This is a genomic window from Ruegeria sp. BG11 (assembly GCF_056538565.1).
This window is the reverse complement of record NZ_JBQFTH010000011.1, coordinates 197,640-213,898: the sequence shown is the minus strand read 5'-3', so window position 1 is coordinate 213,898 and position 16,259 is coordinate 197,640. Positions and strand designations below refer to the sequence as shown.

13 protein-coding genes are annotated in these 16,259 nt (G+C 57.7%); 11 read left to right on the top strand and 2 right to left on the bottom strand.

Annotated features, from left to right (window positions below):
* Positions 1-306 precede the first annotated feature (306 nt).
* The 6 genes from ACR0JF_RS18335 to amaB all read left to right on the top strand — a co-directional run bounded on the left by ACR0JF_RS18335 (position 307) and on the right by amaB (position 8,347).
* Positions 307-1,377, top strand: coding sequence for a hypothetical protein (locus ACR0JF_RS18335; protein ID WP_480669601.1), 1,071 nt, complete (start codon positions 307-309; stop codon positions 1,375-1,377).
* Positions 1,378-1,634: 257 nt separating this feature from the next.
* Positions 1,635-3,557 carry a DUF3604 domain-containing protein gene (locus tag ACR0JF_RS18330; RefSeq protein ID WP_170661705.1) on the top strand — a complete coding sequence of 641 codons (1,923 nt, stop codon included), beginning with the start codon at positions 1,635-1,637 and terminating at the stop codon, positions 3,555-3,557.
* Positions 3,558-3,707: 150 nt separating this feature from the next.
* Complete coding sequence (locus ACR0JF_RS18325) at positions 3,708-4,538, top strand: peptidyl-prolyl cis-trans isomerase (RefSeq protein ID WP_170661708.1); 831 nt, start codon at positions 3,708-3,710, stop codon at positions 4,536-4,538.
* Entirely contained in the window at positions 4,535-5,524 is a 990-nt protein-coding gene (locus tag ACR0JF_RS18320) for a HupE/UreJ family protein (protein ID WP_170661710.1), read from the top strand. The genes ACR0JF_RS18325 and ACR0JF_RS18320 overlap by 4 nt, the downstream gene beginning before the upstream one ends.
* 201 nt (positions 5,525-5,725) lie before the next feature.
* Positions 5,726-6,832 (top strand): saccharopine dehydrogenase NADP-binding domain-containing protein, encoded by a 1,107-nt coding sequence (locus ACR0JF_RS18315; protein WP_170661712.1) that lies wholly within the window; start codon positions 5,726-5,728, stop codon positions 6,830-6,832.
* A gap of 18 nt (positions 6,833-6,850) precedes the next feature.
* Complete coding sequence (amaB, locus tag ACR0JF_RS18310; protein ID WP_170662006.1) at positions 6,851-8,347, top strand: L-piperidine-6-carboxylate dehydrogenase; 1,497 nt, start codon at positions 6,851-6,853, stop codon at positions 8,345-8,347.
* A gap of 36 nt (positions 8,348-8,383) precedes the next feature.
* On the opposite strand, the gene ACR0JF_RS18305 is transcribed toward amaB, so the two are convergent.
* Complete coding sequence (locus tag ACR0JF_RS18305; RefSeq protein ID WP_170661714.1) at positions 8,384-9,961, bottom strand: DUF5928 domain-containing protein; 1,578 nt, start codon at positions 9,959-9,961, stop codon at positions 8,384-8,386.
* 141 nt (positions 9,962-10,102) lie between these two features.
* Here ACR0JF_RS18305 and ACR0JF_RS18300 point away from each other — a divergent pair, with 141 nt between their 5' ends.
* On the top strand, positions 10,103-10,921 hold the full coding sequence (locus ACR0JF_RS18300; protein ID WP_170661716.1) for a sulfotransferase family protein: 819 nt from the start codon (positions 10,103-10,105) through the stop codon (positions 10,919-10,921).
* A gap of 411 nt (positions 10,922-11,332) precedes the next feature.
* Here ACR0JF_RS18300 and ilvD read toward each other — a convergent pair whose 3' ends face one another.
* Positions 11,333-13,165, bottom strand: a complete 1,833-nt coding sequence (ilvD, locus tag ACR0JF_RS18295) for a dihydroxy-acid dehydratase (RefSeq protein ID WP_170661719.1) — start codon at positions 13,163-13,165, stop codon at positions 11,333-11,335.
* A gap of 106 nt (positions 13,166-13,271) precedes the next feature.
* Here ilvD and ACR0JF_RS18290 point away from each other — a divergent pair, with 106 nt between their 5' ends.
* The 4 genes from ACR0JF_RS18290 (at position 13,272) to ACR0JF_RS18275 (ending at position 16,232) form a co-directional block, all read left to right on the top strand.
* Complete coding sequence (locus ACR0JF_RS18290) at positions 13,272-13,826, top strand: helix-turn-helix domain-containing protein (RefSeq protein WP_170379801.1); 555 nt, start codon at positions 13,272-13,274, stop codon at positions 13,824-13,826.
* A gap of 24 nt (positions 13,827-13,850) precedes the next feature.
* The gene (locus ACR0JF_RS18285) at positions 13,851-14,123 is read left to right on the top strand and encodes a CBU_0592 family membrane protein (protein ID WP_170379799.1); all 273 of its coding nucleotides are present in this window, start codon (positions 13,851-13,853) and stop codon (positions 14,121-14,123) included.
* 70 nt (positions 14,124-14,193) lie between these two features.
* Positions 14,194-15,048, top strand: a complete 855-nt coding sequence (gene sseA / locus ACR0JF_RS18280) for a 3-mercaptopyruvate sulfurtransferase (RefSeq protein ID WP_170379797.1) — start codon at positions 14,194-14,196, stop codon at positions 15,046-15,048.
* On the top strand, positions 15,048-16,232 hold the full coding sequence (locus ACR0JF_RS18275; RefSeq protein WP_170661721.1) for an amino acid aminotransferase: 1,185 nt from the start codon (positions 15,048-15,050) through the stop codon (positions 16,230-16,232). The genes sseA and ACR0JF_RS18275 overlap by 1 nt, the downstream gene beginning before the upstream one ends.
* Positions 16,233-16,259 lie beyond the last annotated feature (27 nt).

Genomic DNA, 16,259 nt, shown 5'->3' with positions numbered 1-16,259 from the left:
GCAAGCAAACCTGCCAGTTCCCCAACAAGTTCAATCGCATACGTCCCATCGTCAGAGACCAATCGAATCTCAGACAACAACCCGCAAATGAAGATGCGTCCGATGTCTGGCCGCAAAGATAGGCAACACTGTTGTGTTCGACGATCCGGCCCATACTTTGGCCAGTTTCGATCCGGGTAGTAGCTGAAAAAGACAAAAAGCTAAAAATCCACAGACTAATCTCCGGCTGGATAAAAAATCCTTAGCTGCTACTCTGATCCTATGGTGCAGGGCTTTGCACTTGGTTTAAGGGGTTTTTTCTGCAGCTTGAGAATAGTTCTGATCATATTAGCGACTATCTTCGGGCTTGTTGAACCGCGAGCCGGACACGCGTGTGGGGTTTGTATCGAGCGGCCCGAGGCATCGCTTGCAGATCACATCCTGTCGGCTGACTTCATAGTGTTGGCTGGTCCTTCGACCGAAAATCCATTCAAATACGGTGTGCAGGAGGTTCTGAAAGGACAATGGGAAAACCTCGACGACGTGCCGGACATTCCCTTCCTCATTGATAGCGTGACACGGCGCGCCTTTCGCTTGGATCCTACAAGATCTGTTTTGTTGACCTACGGGCCGGATTATCAAGAAAGCACTGATCGAAGCTTCTCGAAGGCGTGGCGGCGTATTTTTCTGGTCGACCCAAACAGAGCTGAATTTTTTGAGGACTTACGCTCGACCGGTGCATTGTGGACCTACGGCGAAACGGACACTCAGGACCGTGTTCAGTTTTTTGCCGAATATCTGTGGCACCCGGACACCGCGCTTCATAACGCGGCCCTGATAGAAATCGGGCGGGCACCCTACAAGCTTGTGCGCCCAATCGGTGACACGTCTACGACAAGGCAGATTCTGAGGGACTTCAACGATTTGAACCGCTTCCCCTACAGATCCGTCGCAATTCGCCTGTTGGGTCTGCAAACAGATTCACAGGCGCGCTCGATTGTGAAGGCGCGTTTCGCTGATGTGCTGGCTTCGGGCGACTTACATTCTTATGAGTGGGCACTTGCCGGTATAGAAGCGGAAGAGGAAGCCGCTATCAACGCAATCGGATTGGCGCTGCAAGACGGGCAAAAGACGTCGGTCGACAGACAGTCGCTTATTCGCGCTTTGGCTGAGGCCGGTGAATCGCAGGCAAGATTCAAGCCTCAAATCATCCAGATTTTCTCGGAAGCTTTAGAAACGGACTCGGACCTGGCCCTGCAGATTGCAATTGCAACGCGGCAATGGAGGAGTTCTCAGTTACACCAGCAGTTTGAGGCTTTGCTTGCCCGGGCTGATACGGACCCGGCCACTCAGTTTGCCCTCAACCTGGCATTGGGGACTGGTGTGGCATCTGACTAAGCTGCGTTCGAACGGTGTTTGTGTTGCTTGGGTTTCGAACAACAAGGAACGCTTGAACAGTTTGGCGAAGGGCCGGAGCAAAGCGCGCCATAGAGCAGATCGAACTGGCGGCGATGGACGTTCAAATTAAGACTGAAGCACGCTTTCCAAAAAAATTTCAAAGAAAGCAGAGACCTATGATATAGGTAAATTCTAATATGTTGTTCGCATGTGTGCCCGAAGGTACCTGACTTCATTTTTTGTATAGGGAGGTGAATATGTTTCGGCTATCCGTCTGTTTGGTTTCGCTTGTGTTGGCACCAACGAGCGCTCTGTCTGACGCGGTTCCAAGCGAAGAGGCCGCAGAAGGCTTGTTCCAGGACCAACCGTATTCACCTTACGCCAACCGAAGTTTCCCTGAACGTCCACTTTGGGGGGATACGCATCTTCACACGGGGCTATCGCTGGATGCCGGTGCGTTTGGCAACACATTGCTGCCCGATGAGGCCTGGCGCTTTGCCAAGGGAGAGCAAGTCATCTCTTCTACAGGTCAACCTGTCCGGCTTTCACGACCGCTGGATTGGATGGTCCTGACGGACCATACTGACCTGATGGGCTTTGCCCCCGACCTTCAGGCTGGTAAGCCGGGCGTTCTGTCTGATCCCAAAGGCTTGGAATGGTACGAAGGCTACAAGGCCGGAGGAGAAGAGGCTGGAAAAACGGCCTTTGATATCATCACCAATTTTTCGCAGATGACATTGCCCGAGGTGCTTCTGGAATCCTACAGCCCGGGCGCAGACGCATTTGCGTTTACGTGGGAACATATTGTTCTCGCCGCTGAGCGGCACAACGACCCCGGCGAGTTCACGGCCTTCATCGGGTTTGAGTGGACCTCGGTCCCGAAGGGATTCAACCTGCACCGCAATGTCATGCTGCGGGATGGTCCCATCCGGGCACTTCAGATGGTGCCCCCGGTCACGCAACCGCCCTATGGTGATACGGACCCCAAGTCGCTCTATGCGTGGTTGGAGGAGTATCAGGAAAAAACCGGTGGCCGGGCTGTGGCCTTTGCCCATAACGGCAACCTGTCGAATGGTTGGATGTTTCCGACAGAAGATACTTATCACGGCGGCAAGGTCGACGAGGACTACGTCGCAGCCCGTGCGAAATGGGAGCCACACTATGAGGTCACGCAAATCAAGGGTGACGGCGAAGCGCACCCCTTCCTTAGCCCCGATGACGAATTTGCAGATTACGAAAACTGGGACGTAGGCAATCTTGATATCACCGAGTTGAAAACCGATGACATGCTGGCCGGAGAATACGCCCGCGAAGCGCTGAAACGCGGTTTGATGCTGGAAGAAAAGTTCGGCGTGAACCCTTACAAGTTCGGAATGGGAGGGGCGACAGACAGTCATACCTCTTTGGCCACCGCGGAGGAGGACAACTTCTTCGGCAAGTCCGTCAGTGTCGAGCCTTCGGCATCGAGGATCAAGCATCCGTTCATTGCCAATGACCTTGGCGAAATCCCTGGCGATCTGCTTGTGGCGTCCGGGTACACGGCCGTTTGGGCGACCGAAAACACACGCGCAGCGATTTTTGACGCGTTCAAGCGGCGCGAGACATATGCCACAACCGGCCCCCGTATTGGCCTACGGTTCTTTGGCGGATGGGATTTCAGTGACGCGGATGTAGAAACCCGCTTCCTTGCGGATGTCGGTTACACCAAGGGTGTCCCAATGGGATCCGACCTGCGTCCGCGCGAAGGGGATGGGGCTCCGTCCTTCCTGATCGCGGCGCTGCGTGACCCGGTTGGTGCCAATCTTGATCGCGTGCAGGTGGTCAAAGGGTGGCTGGATCCCGAAGGCGCCATGCAGGAAAAAGTCTATGATGTAGCGTGGTCGGACGATCGCGTAGCGGACGGGAATGGCAAGATCCCTGCGGTTGGAAATACGGTTGACGTTGATACCGCCAGCTGGACCAACACAATCGGCACGGCGGAACTGGTCACCGTTTGGTCCGATCCTGATTTCGACCCGAATGAGCGTGCCTTCTACTATGTCCGGGCCATCGAAATCCCCACCCCGCGCTGGATCCTGTATGACAAACTTCGGTTCGGGGCCGAATTGCCCGAAGACGCGATCCTGACACATCAGGAGCGCGCCTATTCCTCGCCGATTTGGTATACGCCGTCCGAGTGAGCTGTCTTGAAAACTCAGCCGACCGCCGGAGCACGGAATATCACTCCGGCGGTTTCCTTGCGCCTCACCGCAGGCCGGGCTTAGATTTGTGTGCAAACCGTTTCCAAAATCGACGGTCAGAACCTGAGTGCATTTCCCGCAGGAGCCTTCATGCGTTTGCTAAAAGAACCGCTGTTCCATTTCTTCCTGATCGGAGCGGCCATATTCATCTGGTTCCACATCGTTTCTCCGGAATCCGAAGCAGCCGTAGACAGTGAAAGGATAGAAATCACCGAGCAGGACGTAACGCTGCTGTCTGAACAGTTCGAAGCCCGCTGGAAACGCCCACCCAACGCGGCCGAGCTGCAAGCCTTGGTCGACGCCTCAATCCGGGAAGAGGTTCTGGTGCGTGAAGCAAAGAAGCTTGGTCTTGATCGAGGTGACACGGTCATCCGGTCTCGACTCAGCCAAAAGATGGGCTTTCTGACCGAAGCCATTGCCGCATCAGTTGTTCCGGAAGACGAAGTGCTAGAGGCGTTTCGTCAGCAAAATCTGGATCAATACGCGACACCTCAAAAGATTGCTTTCGCGCAGGTCTTTCTGGGCGAAAACCCCGCTGATGGCGAAGTCGAACGGGCCTTGGACGCGTTGCGTGCGCAGCAAGAACCGGCCGATCTCAGCAGATCGACCCTTTTGCCCGCGTCGATGCCGTTGTCAGCCACACGGGTTGTCGACTCGGTTTACGGAAATGGGTTCTCGGATGGTTTGACACCCCTCGCAGAAGGGGAATGGGCCGGTCCGGTTCTGTCGGGCTACGGTGTTCATCTGGTCAAGGTCCTTGAGATTGAACCCAGTCAGAACCCGCCATTGGAAGAGATTCACGAGGTTGTTTTGCGCGACTGGCTGCGCGCGACAAGCGAGGATTTGGCCCAGGCGCAATATGAAACACTGGCCCAAGGCTACGAAATCATCGTTCCGAGTGTTGCGGAGCTTTCTGAATGAAGGCGGCACTCTCTTTTCTGATCTTGCTGCTGTTTTTATTCACGGCAGACAGGGCAACTGCGCATGCGCTTGATCCCGGATATCTGGAAATACGCCAAATCGCATCAGATAGTTGGAGCGTTCATTGGCGCAAACCGGATGTGAATGGCCAACCGATGGCGATTGACGCTGTTTTGCCCGAAGTCTGCGCCCCGGCACGAGGGCCAGACCCGGTGGCCGACAACAGGGCATGGGTCTCGTCGTGGGTCACAGAATGCAACTTGGATATTGCCGGTCAGCCCATCGCGATTGAGGGCTTGGAGACCCAAAACAACGATGTTCTGGTGCGCCTGCATCCGTTTCAGTCAGAACCGCTGACCCTTCGTTTCACGCCGGATGCTGCCGTCCAGACCATGCCGATGGCACAGTCAACATGGTCTGTTCTGGCCGCATATTCCGTCTTGGGGTTCGAGCATATCCTGGAAGGCTGGGACCATCTTCTGTTTGTCCTTGCCTTGTTTATTCTGGTCCGTGATCGCTGGCGGCTGGTCGGGGCCGTCACCGCGTTTACCCTGGCGCACTCGATCACTTTGGCGCTTGCAACCTTTGGCGTTCTGAACGTTCCTGGGCCACCAGTCGAAGCTGTCATAGCGCTCTCGATCGTTTTTCTGGCGATGGAGATTGCAAAGGATGGCAAAGGCAGGTTCCGGCTGTCAAAGGAGAAACCATGGATCGTCTGCTTCGGCTTCGGACTTTTGCACGGGCTGGGCTTTGCTGGCGCTCTGGCGGATATCGGTCTGCCTGCGAACGACATTCCTGCGGCCCTGCTGGCGTTCAACCTTGGCGTTGAAGCTGGGCAGCTGTGTTTCATTGGGGCTTTGGCCCTTGTGGTTGCAGTATGGCGGCAGGTAGCGTTGCCACTGGGCCAAAAGGCCACGATCGTTGCTGCCTATGGCATTGGTTCCGTGTCGATGTATTGGTTGATTGAGCGCACGGCCGGATTTTGACGCCAGGCCCTGCCTTCGGATAATGAACGCGTCTCTGCTTTTGATGACAGCTTCGCGACCTATGTCCAAAACGTGTTTCGTCAAAAAGAGAAAACACCCGGTAAAATGACGAAATCACCCGTTAAATCGTCAATTTAGCCCCTGCGAAATGACGATGTTCTCCGCCACTCTGGATTGAAAATCAGAGGGAGGAGGCGCGTTATGGGTTGGAATATTTGCATCGTAGGGGCTGGCAAGATTGGGCAGATGATTGCCACGCTGTTGAAAGGGTCGCCGAACTACAGCGTTACGGTTGCGGATCATGACCTTAGGGCCTTGGGCGATATTGCCAAATTGGGTGTGGTGACCAAGCAGATTGATGCCTCGGATATTGAAGGTCTGGCGCAAGGGCTGAAGACGTTTGACGCGGTGATTTCGGCCGCTCCGTTCTTTTTGACACCGAACATCGCGCAAGCCGCCCAGCAGGCCGGAGCACATTATTTCGACTTGACCGAGGATGTCGCGGCGACCAATGCCGTGCGTGATTTGGCAGAAAACAGCAAGACCGCATTCATGCCCCAATGCGGGTTGGCACCCGGCTTTGTCGGCATCGCGGGGGCCTCCTTGGCAGCTGAGTTTGATGAAATCGACAGCCTGCATATGCGGGTCGGGGCCTTGCCTCTCTTTCCGACCAACGCTTTGAAATACAACCTGACCTGGTCGACCGATGGGCTGATCAACGAATACTGCAACCCGTGCGATGCCATCGTGAACGGCGAGCGGGTGAAGACCGCTCCGCTGGAGGACTATGAGGTCCTGGGCCATGACGGGGTGGAGTATGAGTGTTTCAACACCTCAGGCGGCCTTGGAACCCTTCCCGAAACCCTTGAGGGCAAGGCGCGGGCGGTGTCCTACCGCTCGATCCGCTATCCGGGTCATTGCGATATCCTGAAACTGCTCTTGAACGATCTGGGGCTGGGTCAACGCCGCGATCTTCTGAAAGAGATTTTTGAGGCCGCCCTGCCGCGCACGGATCAGGATGTGGTGCTTGTCTACTGTACTGCCAAGGGCAAGATCGACGGTGCCCTGCGCGAAAAATCCCTGATCAATAAAAGTTTCGCGCGTGAGATCAACGGACAAGTCTGGAGCGCCATTCAGGTCACCACTGCAGCGGGCGTACTCGGCGTGGTTGATCTGATGCGTACGGGCGTTCTGCCTTCGACCGGCTTTGTCCGGCAGGAGCAGGTGAAGCTGTCCGATTTCCTCAATACCGAATTTGGCCGGCTCTATCGGGCGGGCGACGTAACCCCACAGAACAAGGCGGCGTAAAAGATGAAAGACGTTGTGATGACTGCAGAAACCACTCTGGCAAACCTCGATCTGACCGCAGCGGAGCTGACAGGCGGAACGTTGGCGGTAAGGTCTCCGATCGACGGGCGCACCCTGGCTGACGTGCATGAAACACCGGCCTCTGACATGGAGGCCATTCTGGCCAACGCCAAAACGGCCTTCAAAGCGTGGCGCACAGTGCCTGCCCCGCGGCGGGGGGAACTGATCCGCCTGCTGGGTGAGGAATTGCGCGCCGCCAAGGACGATCTGGGCGCTTTGGTCAGCTGGGAGGCGGGCAAGATCACCTCGGAAGGTCTGGGCGAGGTGCAGGAGATGATCGATATCTGTGACTTTGCCGTTGGCCTGTCGCGGCAGCTTTACGGTCTGACCATTGCCTCGGAACGTCCCGGCCACCGGATGATGGAGACATGGCACCCGGCAGGTCCGGTCGGCGTGATCTCTGCTTTCAATTTCCCGGTCGCGGTCTGGTCGTGGAACGCGGCGCTGGCGCTTGTCTGCGGCGATCCGGTGATCTGGAAACCGTCTGAAAAGACGCCTCTGACCGCGATGGCTTGCCAGAAGATCTTTGAACGTGCGCTGGCCCGGTTTGAGGATGCGCCCGACCACCTGCTGCAAACGCTGATTGGCGGCGCTGCTCTGGGTGAAGCTCTGGTGGCCAGCGAAGACGTGCCAGTGATCTCGGCCACCGGCTCGACGCGTATGGGTCGCGCGGTTGCGCCGATTGTGGCGGCGCGGTTCGGCAAGTGCATTCTGGAGCTTGGCGGGAACAACGCGATGATTGTCGGTCCGTCGGCTGATCTGGAAATGGCGGTGCGGGCGATTGTCTTCTCGGCGGTTGGAACGGCGGGTCAGCGCTGCACGACACTGCGCCGCTTGATCGTCCAAAACTCGATCAAGGATGAGCTGGTCGCACGTCTGAAGAAAGCCTATGCCGGATTGCCCATTGGTGATCCGATGGCCGAGGGCACGTTGATCGGCCCACTGGTCGATGAGGCCTCGGGCGCGGCGATGACAGCGGCGCTGAAGGCGGCTGAAGCCGAAGGCGGCGTGGTCTTTGGTGGAAAGCGCGTCACCGACGGCGTGCCGGGCGGCGTCTATATGGAGCCTGCCATTGTTGAGATGCCCGGCCAGACAGCAACGGTAAAAACTGAGACCTTCGCGCCGATCCTGTATGTCATGGGCTATGACGATTTCGACGATGCCATCGAGCTTCAGAACGGTGTGCCGCAGGGCCTGTCCTCATGCGTCTTCACCCTGAACATGCGCGAGGCCGAGCAGTTCCTGACAGCCGCCGGATCGGATTGCGGTATCGCCAACGTCAATATCGGCCCGTCCGGCGCCGAGATCGGTGGCGCCTTCGGTGGTGAAAAGGAAACCGGCGGCGGGCGCGAAAGCGGCTCGGACGCGTGGAAGGCCTATATGCGCCGTCAAACCAACACGGTGAACTATTCGGCAGAGCTGCCGCTGGCGCAAGGCGTGAAGTTCGACATCTGAACACTCGTCCGGCGGCGGGGTCACGCCGCCGGGCCGTCAATCTGAAAACAGGTAGTCCAGTTTCATGATGGATTGGGCTGTCTCGGTTTTCACCCCAAGGAACTTGGTGATTGCGGCCTCATTCTCGGCCCGATCCGATGTCTCGCGCAGGCGCAGATAGCCATCAATCCCGGCCTTGCGGATTTCCTCGGACTCGTGTTCCAGATCATTGCGCAGGGTGGGCAACAGGCGTGCGACGGTCTCGGATGGGCTGTTTTCACCTGCCAGGCCGACACGGCGCGCATGGCCGATCAGGTAATCGTCGGAATACTGACACTCGATTTCCAATACATGGGTCTTGGCGGCGTCGCCGCAGAAATCCTGAATGGCGTCCAGATTGGCTGGATCGAGGCAAAGCGCCAGTTGGTTCGATCCGAAATGATCAAACAGCATGCGCACAACGGCCCGCCTGTGGCGTGAACGTTTGGTCAGGGTCGTCTCGATCCCGCCCAGATCAGGCAGCGGAGTGTCCTGCTCGTTGAACAGATATTCGACGCAAGGAATGTCGGTGACCGAAGCGATCTGATCCACCAGCCGCTTTGCAACATGCCACTTCTTGCAGACGATAAGAAACAGCTCTCGTTCCGGGCCAAACGTATTCCCGGCCTCCCAGAACCGCTGGCCGAACCGGCGGCCTACACGCCCGCGCCCGGCAAGGAAGGCATAGAGGTTGCGCCCCTCATCCGAGATCGGGAAATCGACACCAGTACTGGCGTAGAGGGTTCCGAGACGCTCTTTCAGCTCATGCGCTTCGGGGCTGATCTTGCGCGCAAACAGGTAATTCTGCCCCAGCAACATGTCGAAGTGATCATTGTAGAAGGTCACCGGCATGCCGTAGTCCGAGAACATCAGGAAGGTTAGCGTGCGGTTTTCAATCTCGTTCTTCGGGATCAGGTGCCGGACCAGCGTCTGAAAGAAGGTCTCGTCGGGAATCCAGGTGGTGGAGAAGAACCGGACCACATCGCGCCGTTGTTTCAGGAAATCCAGAATCATCTCGACCGTGCGGCGGCGCAGGCACCACCACTGGCTGCCGATCATCACCTGAATATCGTCGGGGATGTTGCGTGTGACGTTGAAGCGTTTTTGCAACTCGTAAGAGGTATAGAACCGTTTGGGCTGCGTGCGTTCGTTGAAGTAATGGCGGTAGATCAGCCGGTCTTCTTTCATGCCGGTCTTAATCCAGTTGCTGGCAAAAAAGTCGTGGCTTTCGATGAAATCCGTGTCGTGTTCGTCCAGAAAGTTATGGGCGTATTCTGCCGTTTTGATGGCCATGCAATCGCCCGACAACATGTAGAAATGTGTGGCACGCGGAAAGGCGCTTTCGGCTGCTTGCAAGGCGTGCAGAGTTGCCTGCACCAGAGACCACTCACCCCAGCCGCATTTGATGCGTTTGGCGGCGAAGGTGACGTTCGGGTTGTCCTTCAGGGTTGCACGAATGCGGTCATAGTCCGACGCTTTGGCCCGTGCATCGAAATGGATTGCCATATAATCGCCGACGGCGGTCAATTGCTCAGCCTGCGCGATGATCGCGTCGGGGTCCTTGTGACACAGCAATATGTAGGCAATCTTCGCCATGTTGGTCCGCTATTTCCGTTTCTGCCCGCTTGCACTCGTGATACTGAGGATGAGCGATTGAATAAACCGAATAGTTTTGGTTCTTTGCTTGTAAAACGACTTGCGCGTAACAAGTTCCGAGATTTTGAGGAGGCATAGCAGATGGGGTTCCCCGGCACCTGGATGACCGAAAGCGAAAGCATGGTGTACCGTGTTGTGCCTAAATGTGCCTGCTCGACCATTGGCCAGATCATGTATTATTCCGATCATGGCCGGTTTTTTGATGGCGACATTCATGATGCCAAGGACGGGATGCATAAATGGGCCTTTGACCACAGCCAGGGCACGATCTCGGCTAATGTGCGCAATCACGGGTCTTATGCGTTCACCTGTGTGCGCAATCCCTATACGCGGATCCTCAGCTCTTTCTTCGACAAGATCTGCGGTATTCAGCGCAACGGCAAGCGGTACCGAGGCAAGCTGGTGCCGACGCTGGTTTATAACTACGGTATCGAGGTTGGCGGCGACGATGGAAAGGGTGAGTTCGACCAGATCGCCAGTTTCCGCCGCTTCCTTCTGTTTGCGCGGGATACGATCCGGTGGCGCAGGCCGATGGACCCGGATATCCACTGGTCGGCCATGTCGGGGCATGTGTCGACCTTTGTGGTTAATGGCGGGCGCTATGACAACATTTTCTGGACTGAGAAGTTCAACGACGGAATGCAGGATGTTTTGAACCATATCGAGACCGCGCATCCCGTGACCCTATCTGAGATCCCAAGGTTCAATGAATCCGAAGGCCACGGGCCCAAGCGCGCTCACCCTGTCGAGGGCTATTTCGACGATCTTTCGATGCATCTGGTCTATGAGATCTACAAACAGGATTTCGAGCTGTTCAAATACGATTTCGAGAACCCGGCAAACAAGATGCCGGTGGGTGAGATCGACTTGGATGAAATCCACGCGAAACTCGGATCGTAACCCTGGCTGATTTGAGGCAAGGGAATGCTCCCGCCCATCGTCAATGTCTCTTAGGAGACATCTCCTCTGGTTGGGCCCGGCGCTACGCTTTGCGTGGCGCCGGGCCCAAGTCCGAAAACGGAGTATCGGCGTAGCCGATGGCACGGATCGGGCGCGGGAGCGTTTGGGATTGTGCCATTGGTCGGTGAGGTATCGATTCCCAGCTAAATGGGAGTCGGGGGTCCCTCGACGTTCCGTTCGTGGGCGATGAACTGACGGCCAGTTTCTGTAGTATGGATGGGCCTCAAGACGTGTCGGTCGCATGAGTGTGTACCGAAGAGGACAGTCCGACAGTAGGATTGCTCCATCCGCCCCAAAAAAAGGCCCCATCCGCTGGGCGGGTGGGGCCTTTGGGTTTCGCTCCCGAAGGCGTTACAGCTCTCGCACGGCTCCCTTTGCTGCGCTAGTGGTCAGCTTTGCATAAGCCTTCAGCGCAGTGGACACTTTGCGTTTGCGCGGCGCTGCTGGGGCCCAGCCTTTTTCGTCCTGAACCTTGCGCCGTTCGGCCAGATCCTCATCCGAGACCGACAGATGGATCGAGCGGGCAGGGATGTCGATTTCGATCTTGTCGCCGGTCTGCACCAAGCCGATGACGCCACCTTCAGCCGCCTCAGGCGAGACGTGACCAATCGACAGGCCCGATGTGCCGCCCGAGAAACGACCGTCAGTCAACAGGGCGCATGCTTTGCCCAGACCTTTGGATTTTAGGTACGAGGTCGGGTACAGCATCTCCTGCATGCCCGGCCCGCCGCGCGGACCTTCATAGCGGATAACCACCACATCGCCCTCTTTCACCTTGCCGGTCAGGATGTCGCTGACCGCCTGATCCTGGCTTTCGCAGACATAGGCCGTACCGGTGAATTTGAGGATGTTCTCATCCACACCCGCGGTTTTCACTATACAACCGTCACGGGCGATATTTCCGAACAGAACCGCAAGACCACCGTCCTGACTGAAGGCGTGCTCCTTGGAGCGGATGACGCCACCTTCGCGGTCGGTGTCCAGCGCTTTGTAACGGTTTGACTGGCTGAAGGCCTGCGTGGTGCGGACCCCGCCGGGGGCCGCTTTGAACAGCTCTTGCGCCTTCGGGTTGTTGGCAACCTTGATGTCCCAATTGGCAATCGCCTCGCCCATGGTAGCTGAATGCACGGTGCTGCAGTCTTCGTGCAGAAGCCCGGCGCGGCTCAACTCTCCGAGGATCGAGAAGATGCCGCCTGCGCGGTGGACGTCCTCCATATGCACGTTCTCGGTGTTGGGCGCGACCTTGCACAGACACGGCACATTGCGGCTGAGGCGGTCCATGTCGGACATGTTGAAATCGACGCCGCCCTCATAGGCAATGGCCAGCAGGTGCAGAACAGTGTTGGTCGATCCACCCATGGCGATATCCAGCGACATCGCGTTCTCGAACGCATCAAAGGTGGCGATTTCGCGGGGCAGGAAGCCCTTCTCGTCCAGATCGTAGTGCCGTTTGGTGATCTCGACGATGCGGCGACCGGCTTCAAGGAACAGCTCTTTGCGGTCTGAATGGGTTGCCAGAGTCGAGCCATTGCCCGGCAGGGCCAGACCCAGCGCCTCAGCCAGACAGTTCATCGAGTTCGCGGTGAACATGCCCGAGCAGGAGCCACAGGTGGGGCAGGCGTTTTCCTCGATATGTTTGACCTGTTCGTCGGTGTACTTGTCATCCGCTGCGGCAACCATCGCGTCGACCAAGTCGATCTTCTTCACGTCCAGATCGGCGATGTCGATCTTGCCGGCCTCCATCGGACCGCCCGAGACGAAGATCGCAGGGATGTTCAGGCGCATCGCGGCCATCAGCATGCCGGGGGTGATCTTGTCGCAGTTCGAGATGCAGACCATCGCGTCGGCACAGTGCGCGTTGACCATGTATTCGACCGAATCCGCGATCACCTCGCGCGAGGGCAGCGAATAAAGCATGCCGTCATGGCCCATGGCGATGCCGTCATCTACCGCGATGGTGTTGAACTCTTTGGCGACGCCGCCAGCGGCCTCAACCTCGCGCGCAACCATCTGGCCCAGGTCTTTCAGGTGAACGTGGCCGGGCACGAACTGGGTGAACGAGTTGACGATGGCGATGATCGGTTTGCCGAAATCGTCATCCTGCATACCGGTGGCGCGCCACAAGCCGCGCGCACCGGCCATGTTGCGGCCATGGGTAGAAGTTCTGGATCGGTACATTGGCATGATGCTGTTTCCCTTTTGCCCCGGTTGCGATATGCGGGGTGCGTACGTTATAGCGCACGTACCACATGTGCGTTATAACGCACAAGACAAATCGTTGGGCGCGGATATGGAATCGGACGAAATTACGCTGAAACTAAAAGAAGTGCGGGCAGCATCGGGCCTCAGCCTGTCCAAAGTGGCCGAGTTGACGGGTGTCAGCAAAGCCATGTTGGGCCAGATCGAGCGTGGCGAATCAAGCCCCACCATCGCGACCCTGTGGAAAATCGCCAAGGGGTTTCAGGTTCCGCTCAGCGCCTTGATCGGAACATCGGACGCGCGCGCGCAGGGCGTGTTCCGGACCGTGACCTTTCCGGGCAGCATTCAGGTCAAGATCGTCTTTCCCTTCGATCCCGCCCTTGGGGCCGAGACCTTCCATGTCGAACTGGCCGCCAATCAAAGCCACGAATCCCCGGCCCACGCCGCCGGGGTGACCGAGGAGGTCTTTGTGCTGAACGGCGCGCTTGAAGTTTTGCAGGATGGCAAATGGGTCGCCCTCAAAGCCGGTGAGGGACTGCGCTTTGCCGCCGATCTGCCGCATGGCTATCGCGCTGGGCCAGATGGGGCAGCCTTTCTGAACATGCATCACTATTTTCAACCGGCCGAGTTGGCCTCGGTCGGGTAGCCCGGCCTTTCAGGATAATTTGCAATGACGGACGTGCTGAACAGCCTGACTATCGTGGATGCCGTGGGATCAGCTGGCGCACTTGTCGTGGTCGCGGCCTATTTTGCAACGCAGATGCGGATGATGAATTCCGACGATCTGGCCTTTCCGGTGATCAATCTGCTGGGGTCGGTGCTGATCGCCTACTCTCTGCTGCATAACTTCAATCTGGCCTCGATGCTGATCGAGGGGTTTTGGATTGTCATCAGCGTGATCGGGATAATTCAGTATTTCCGGCTGAAACGGCGCGCGGAATAGCGCTAACCCGGCTTGAATACGGCCCTTTGCGCGTATAGGGAAAACCCAACCGCGCAAAGGGGAGGCTTTGATGCAAGACGATCCCAAAACCCTCGTTTCTACCGACTGGCTTGCCGCCCATCTGAAGGACCCGGATCTGCGAATCCTGGATGGATCGTGGTACCTGCCTGCGCAGAACCGTGATGCCAAGGCGGAATATGACGCGGCACATATCCCCGGCGCCCGGTTCTTCGATATCGATGACATTTCAGACCACCGTTCGGACCTGCCGCATATGGCCCCACCGGTCGAGAAATTCATGTCGCGCCTGCGCGCTATGGGAGTGGGCGATGGTCATCAGGTGGTAGTCTATGACGGGGCCGGGCTGATGTCGGCCGCGCGTGTCTGGTGGCTGTTCCGGCTGATGGGGCAAGAGAATGTCGCCGTTCTTGATGGTGGTCTACCGAAATGGCAGGCCGAGGGGCGCGAAGTCGAAGACCTGCCACCCGTTATCCGGGATCGCCATATGACGGTGCGGGTGCAGAACCATCTGGTGCGGGATGTGACCCAGGTCTCGGCGGCCGCCAAGCTGGCCGATCATGAGATTATCGACGCCCGCTCTGCCCCCCGTTTCGCGGGCACCGAGGCCGAGCCGCGCGAAGGTCTGCGCTCGGGCCACATCCCGGGATCGCGCAACGTGCCCTTCGGCCAATTGCTGAACAAGAACGGCACGATGAAATCGCCCGAGGATTGCCGCGCCGTATTCGAGGCCGCAGGCGTGGATCTGTCTAAACCCGCGATCACCTCCTGTGGGTCGGGCGTGACAGCAGCGATCCTCAGCCTTGCGCTGGAGCGCATGGGCAAAAAAGACCACTCGCTTTATGACGGGTCATGGGCCGAATGGGGCGCCTTCCCAACCCTGCCTGTCGCAACCGGAGAGAACTGATGTTCGAGAACCTCAAGCCGCAGCCAGCCGACAAGATCCTGGCGCTGATGCAGATGTACCGTGAAGACCCGCGTGACCAGAAGATTGATCTGGGCGTCGGCGTCTACAAGAATGCCGAGGGCGTGACCCCGGTGATGCGCGCCGTTAAGGCCGCCGAAAAGCGCATTCTCGAAGAGCAGGAGACCAAAGCCTATACCGGTCTGGCAGGTGATCCGGCCTATGCCGATGCGATGATCGGCCTGATCCTCGGCGACGCAGTACCGCGCGCTAATATTGCCGCCGTTGCGACCCCGGGTGGCACCGGTGCCTGCCGTCAGGCGTTCGAGATGATCCGCATGGCCAACCCCGAGGCCCGCGTATTCGTGTCGAACCCGACATGGCCGAACCACCTGTCGATCCTGAATTATCTGGGCATGGAGACTGTCCAGTATCGCTACTTCGACGGCGAAACCCGTGGCGTCGATTTCGATGGCATGATCGAGGACCTGAAAACTGCCAAGGCGGGCGACGTGGTTCTGCTGCATGGTTGCTGCCACAACCCCACCGGCGCGAACCTGAACCTGATGCAGTGGCAAGAGGTTGTGAACCTGATCAACGAACTGGGCCTCGTGGCGATGATCGACATCGCCTATCAGGGTTTCGGTGACGGTCTTGAGGAAGACGCGCAGGCCACCCGTCTGGTGGCATCGTCGGTCAAGCGCTGCCTGATCGCGGCGTCCTGCTCGAAGAACTTCGGCGTGTACCGTGAACGTACCGGCCTTCTGATGGCGATCAGCGATGACGCGGCGCAGACCTCGCTGAACCAATCGACGTTGGCCTTCCTGAATCGCCAGAACTACTCGTTCCCGCCGGATCACGGCGCGCGCGTTGTAACCACGATCCTGACCGATGACGCCTTGCGTGCCGATTGGCAGGCCGAGTTGGAAGAAGTCCGCCTGTCCATGCTGGGCCTGCGTCAGCAACTGGCGGATGAGCTTCAGCGCCTGACCGGGTCGGATCGGTTCAGCTTTGTCGCCCAACACCGCGGTATGTTCTCACGTCTGGGTGCAGCACCTGAGCTGGTTGAGAAACTGCGTGCGGACCACGGGATCTACATGGTCGGCGACAGCCGCCTGAACATCGCCGGTCTGAACGCAAACACAGTGCCCATTTTGGCAAAAGCGATCGTGGATGTGGGCTGCTAAGCCACCCTTTGGAAAACAAGAAAGCCG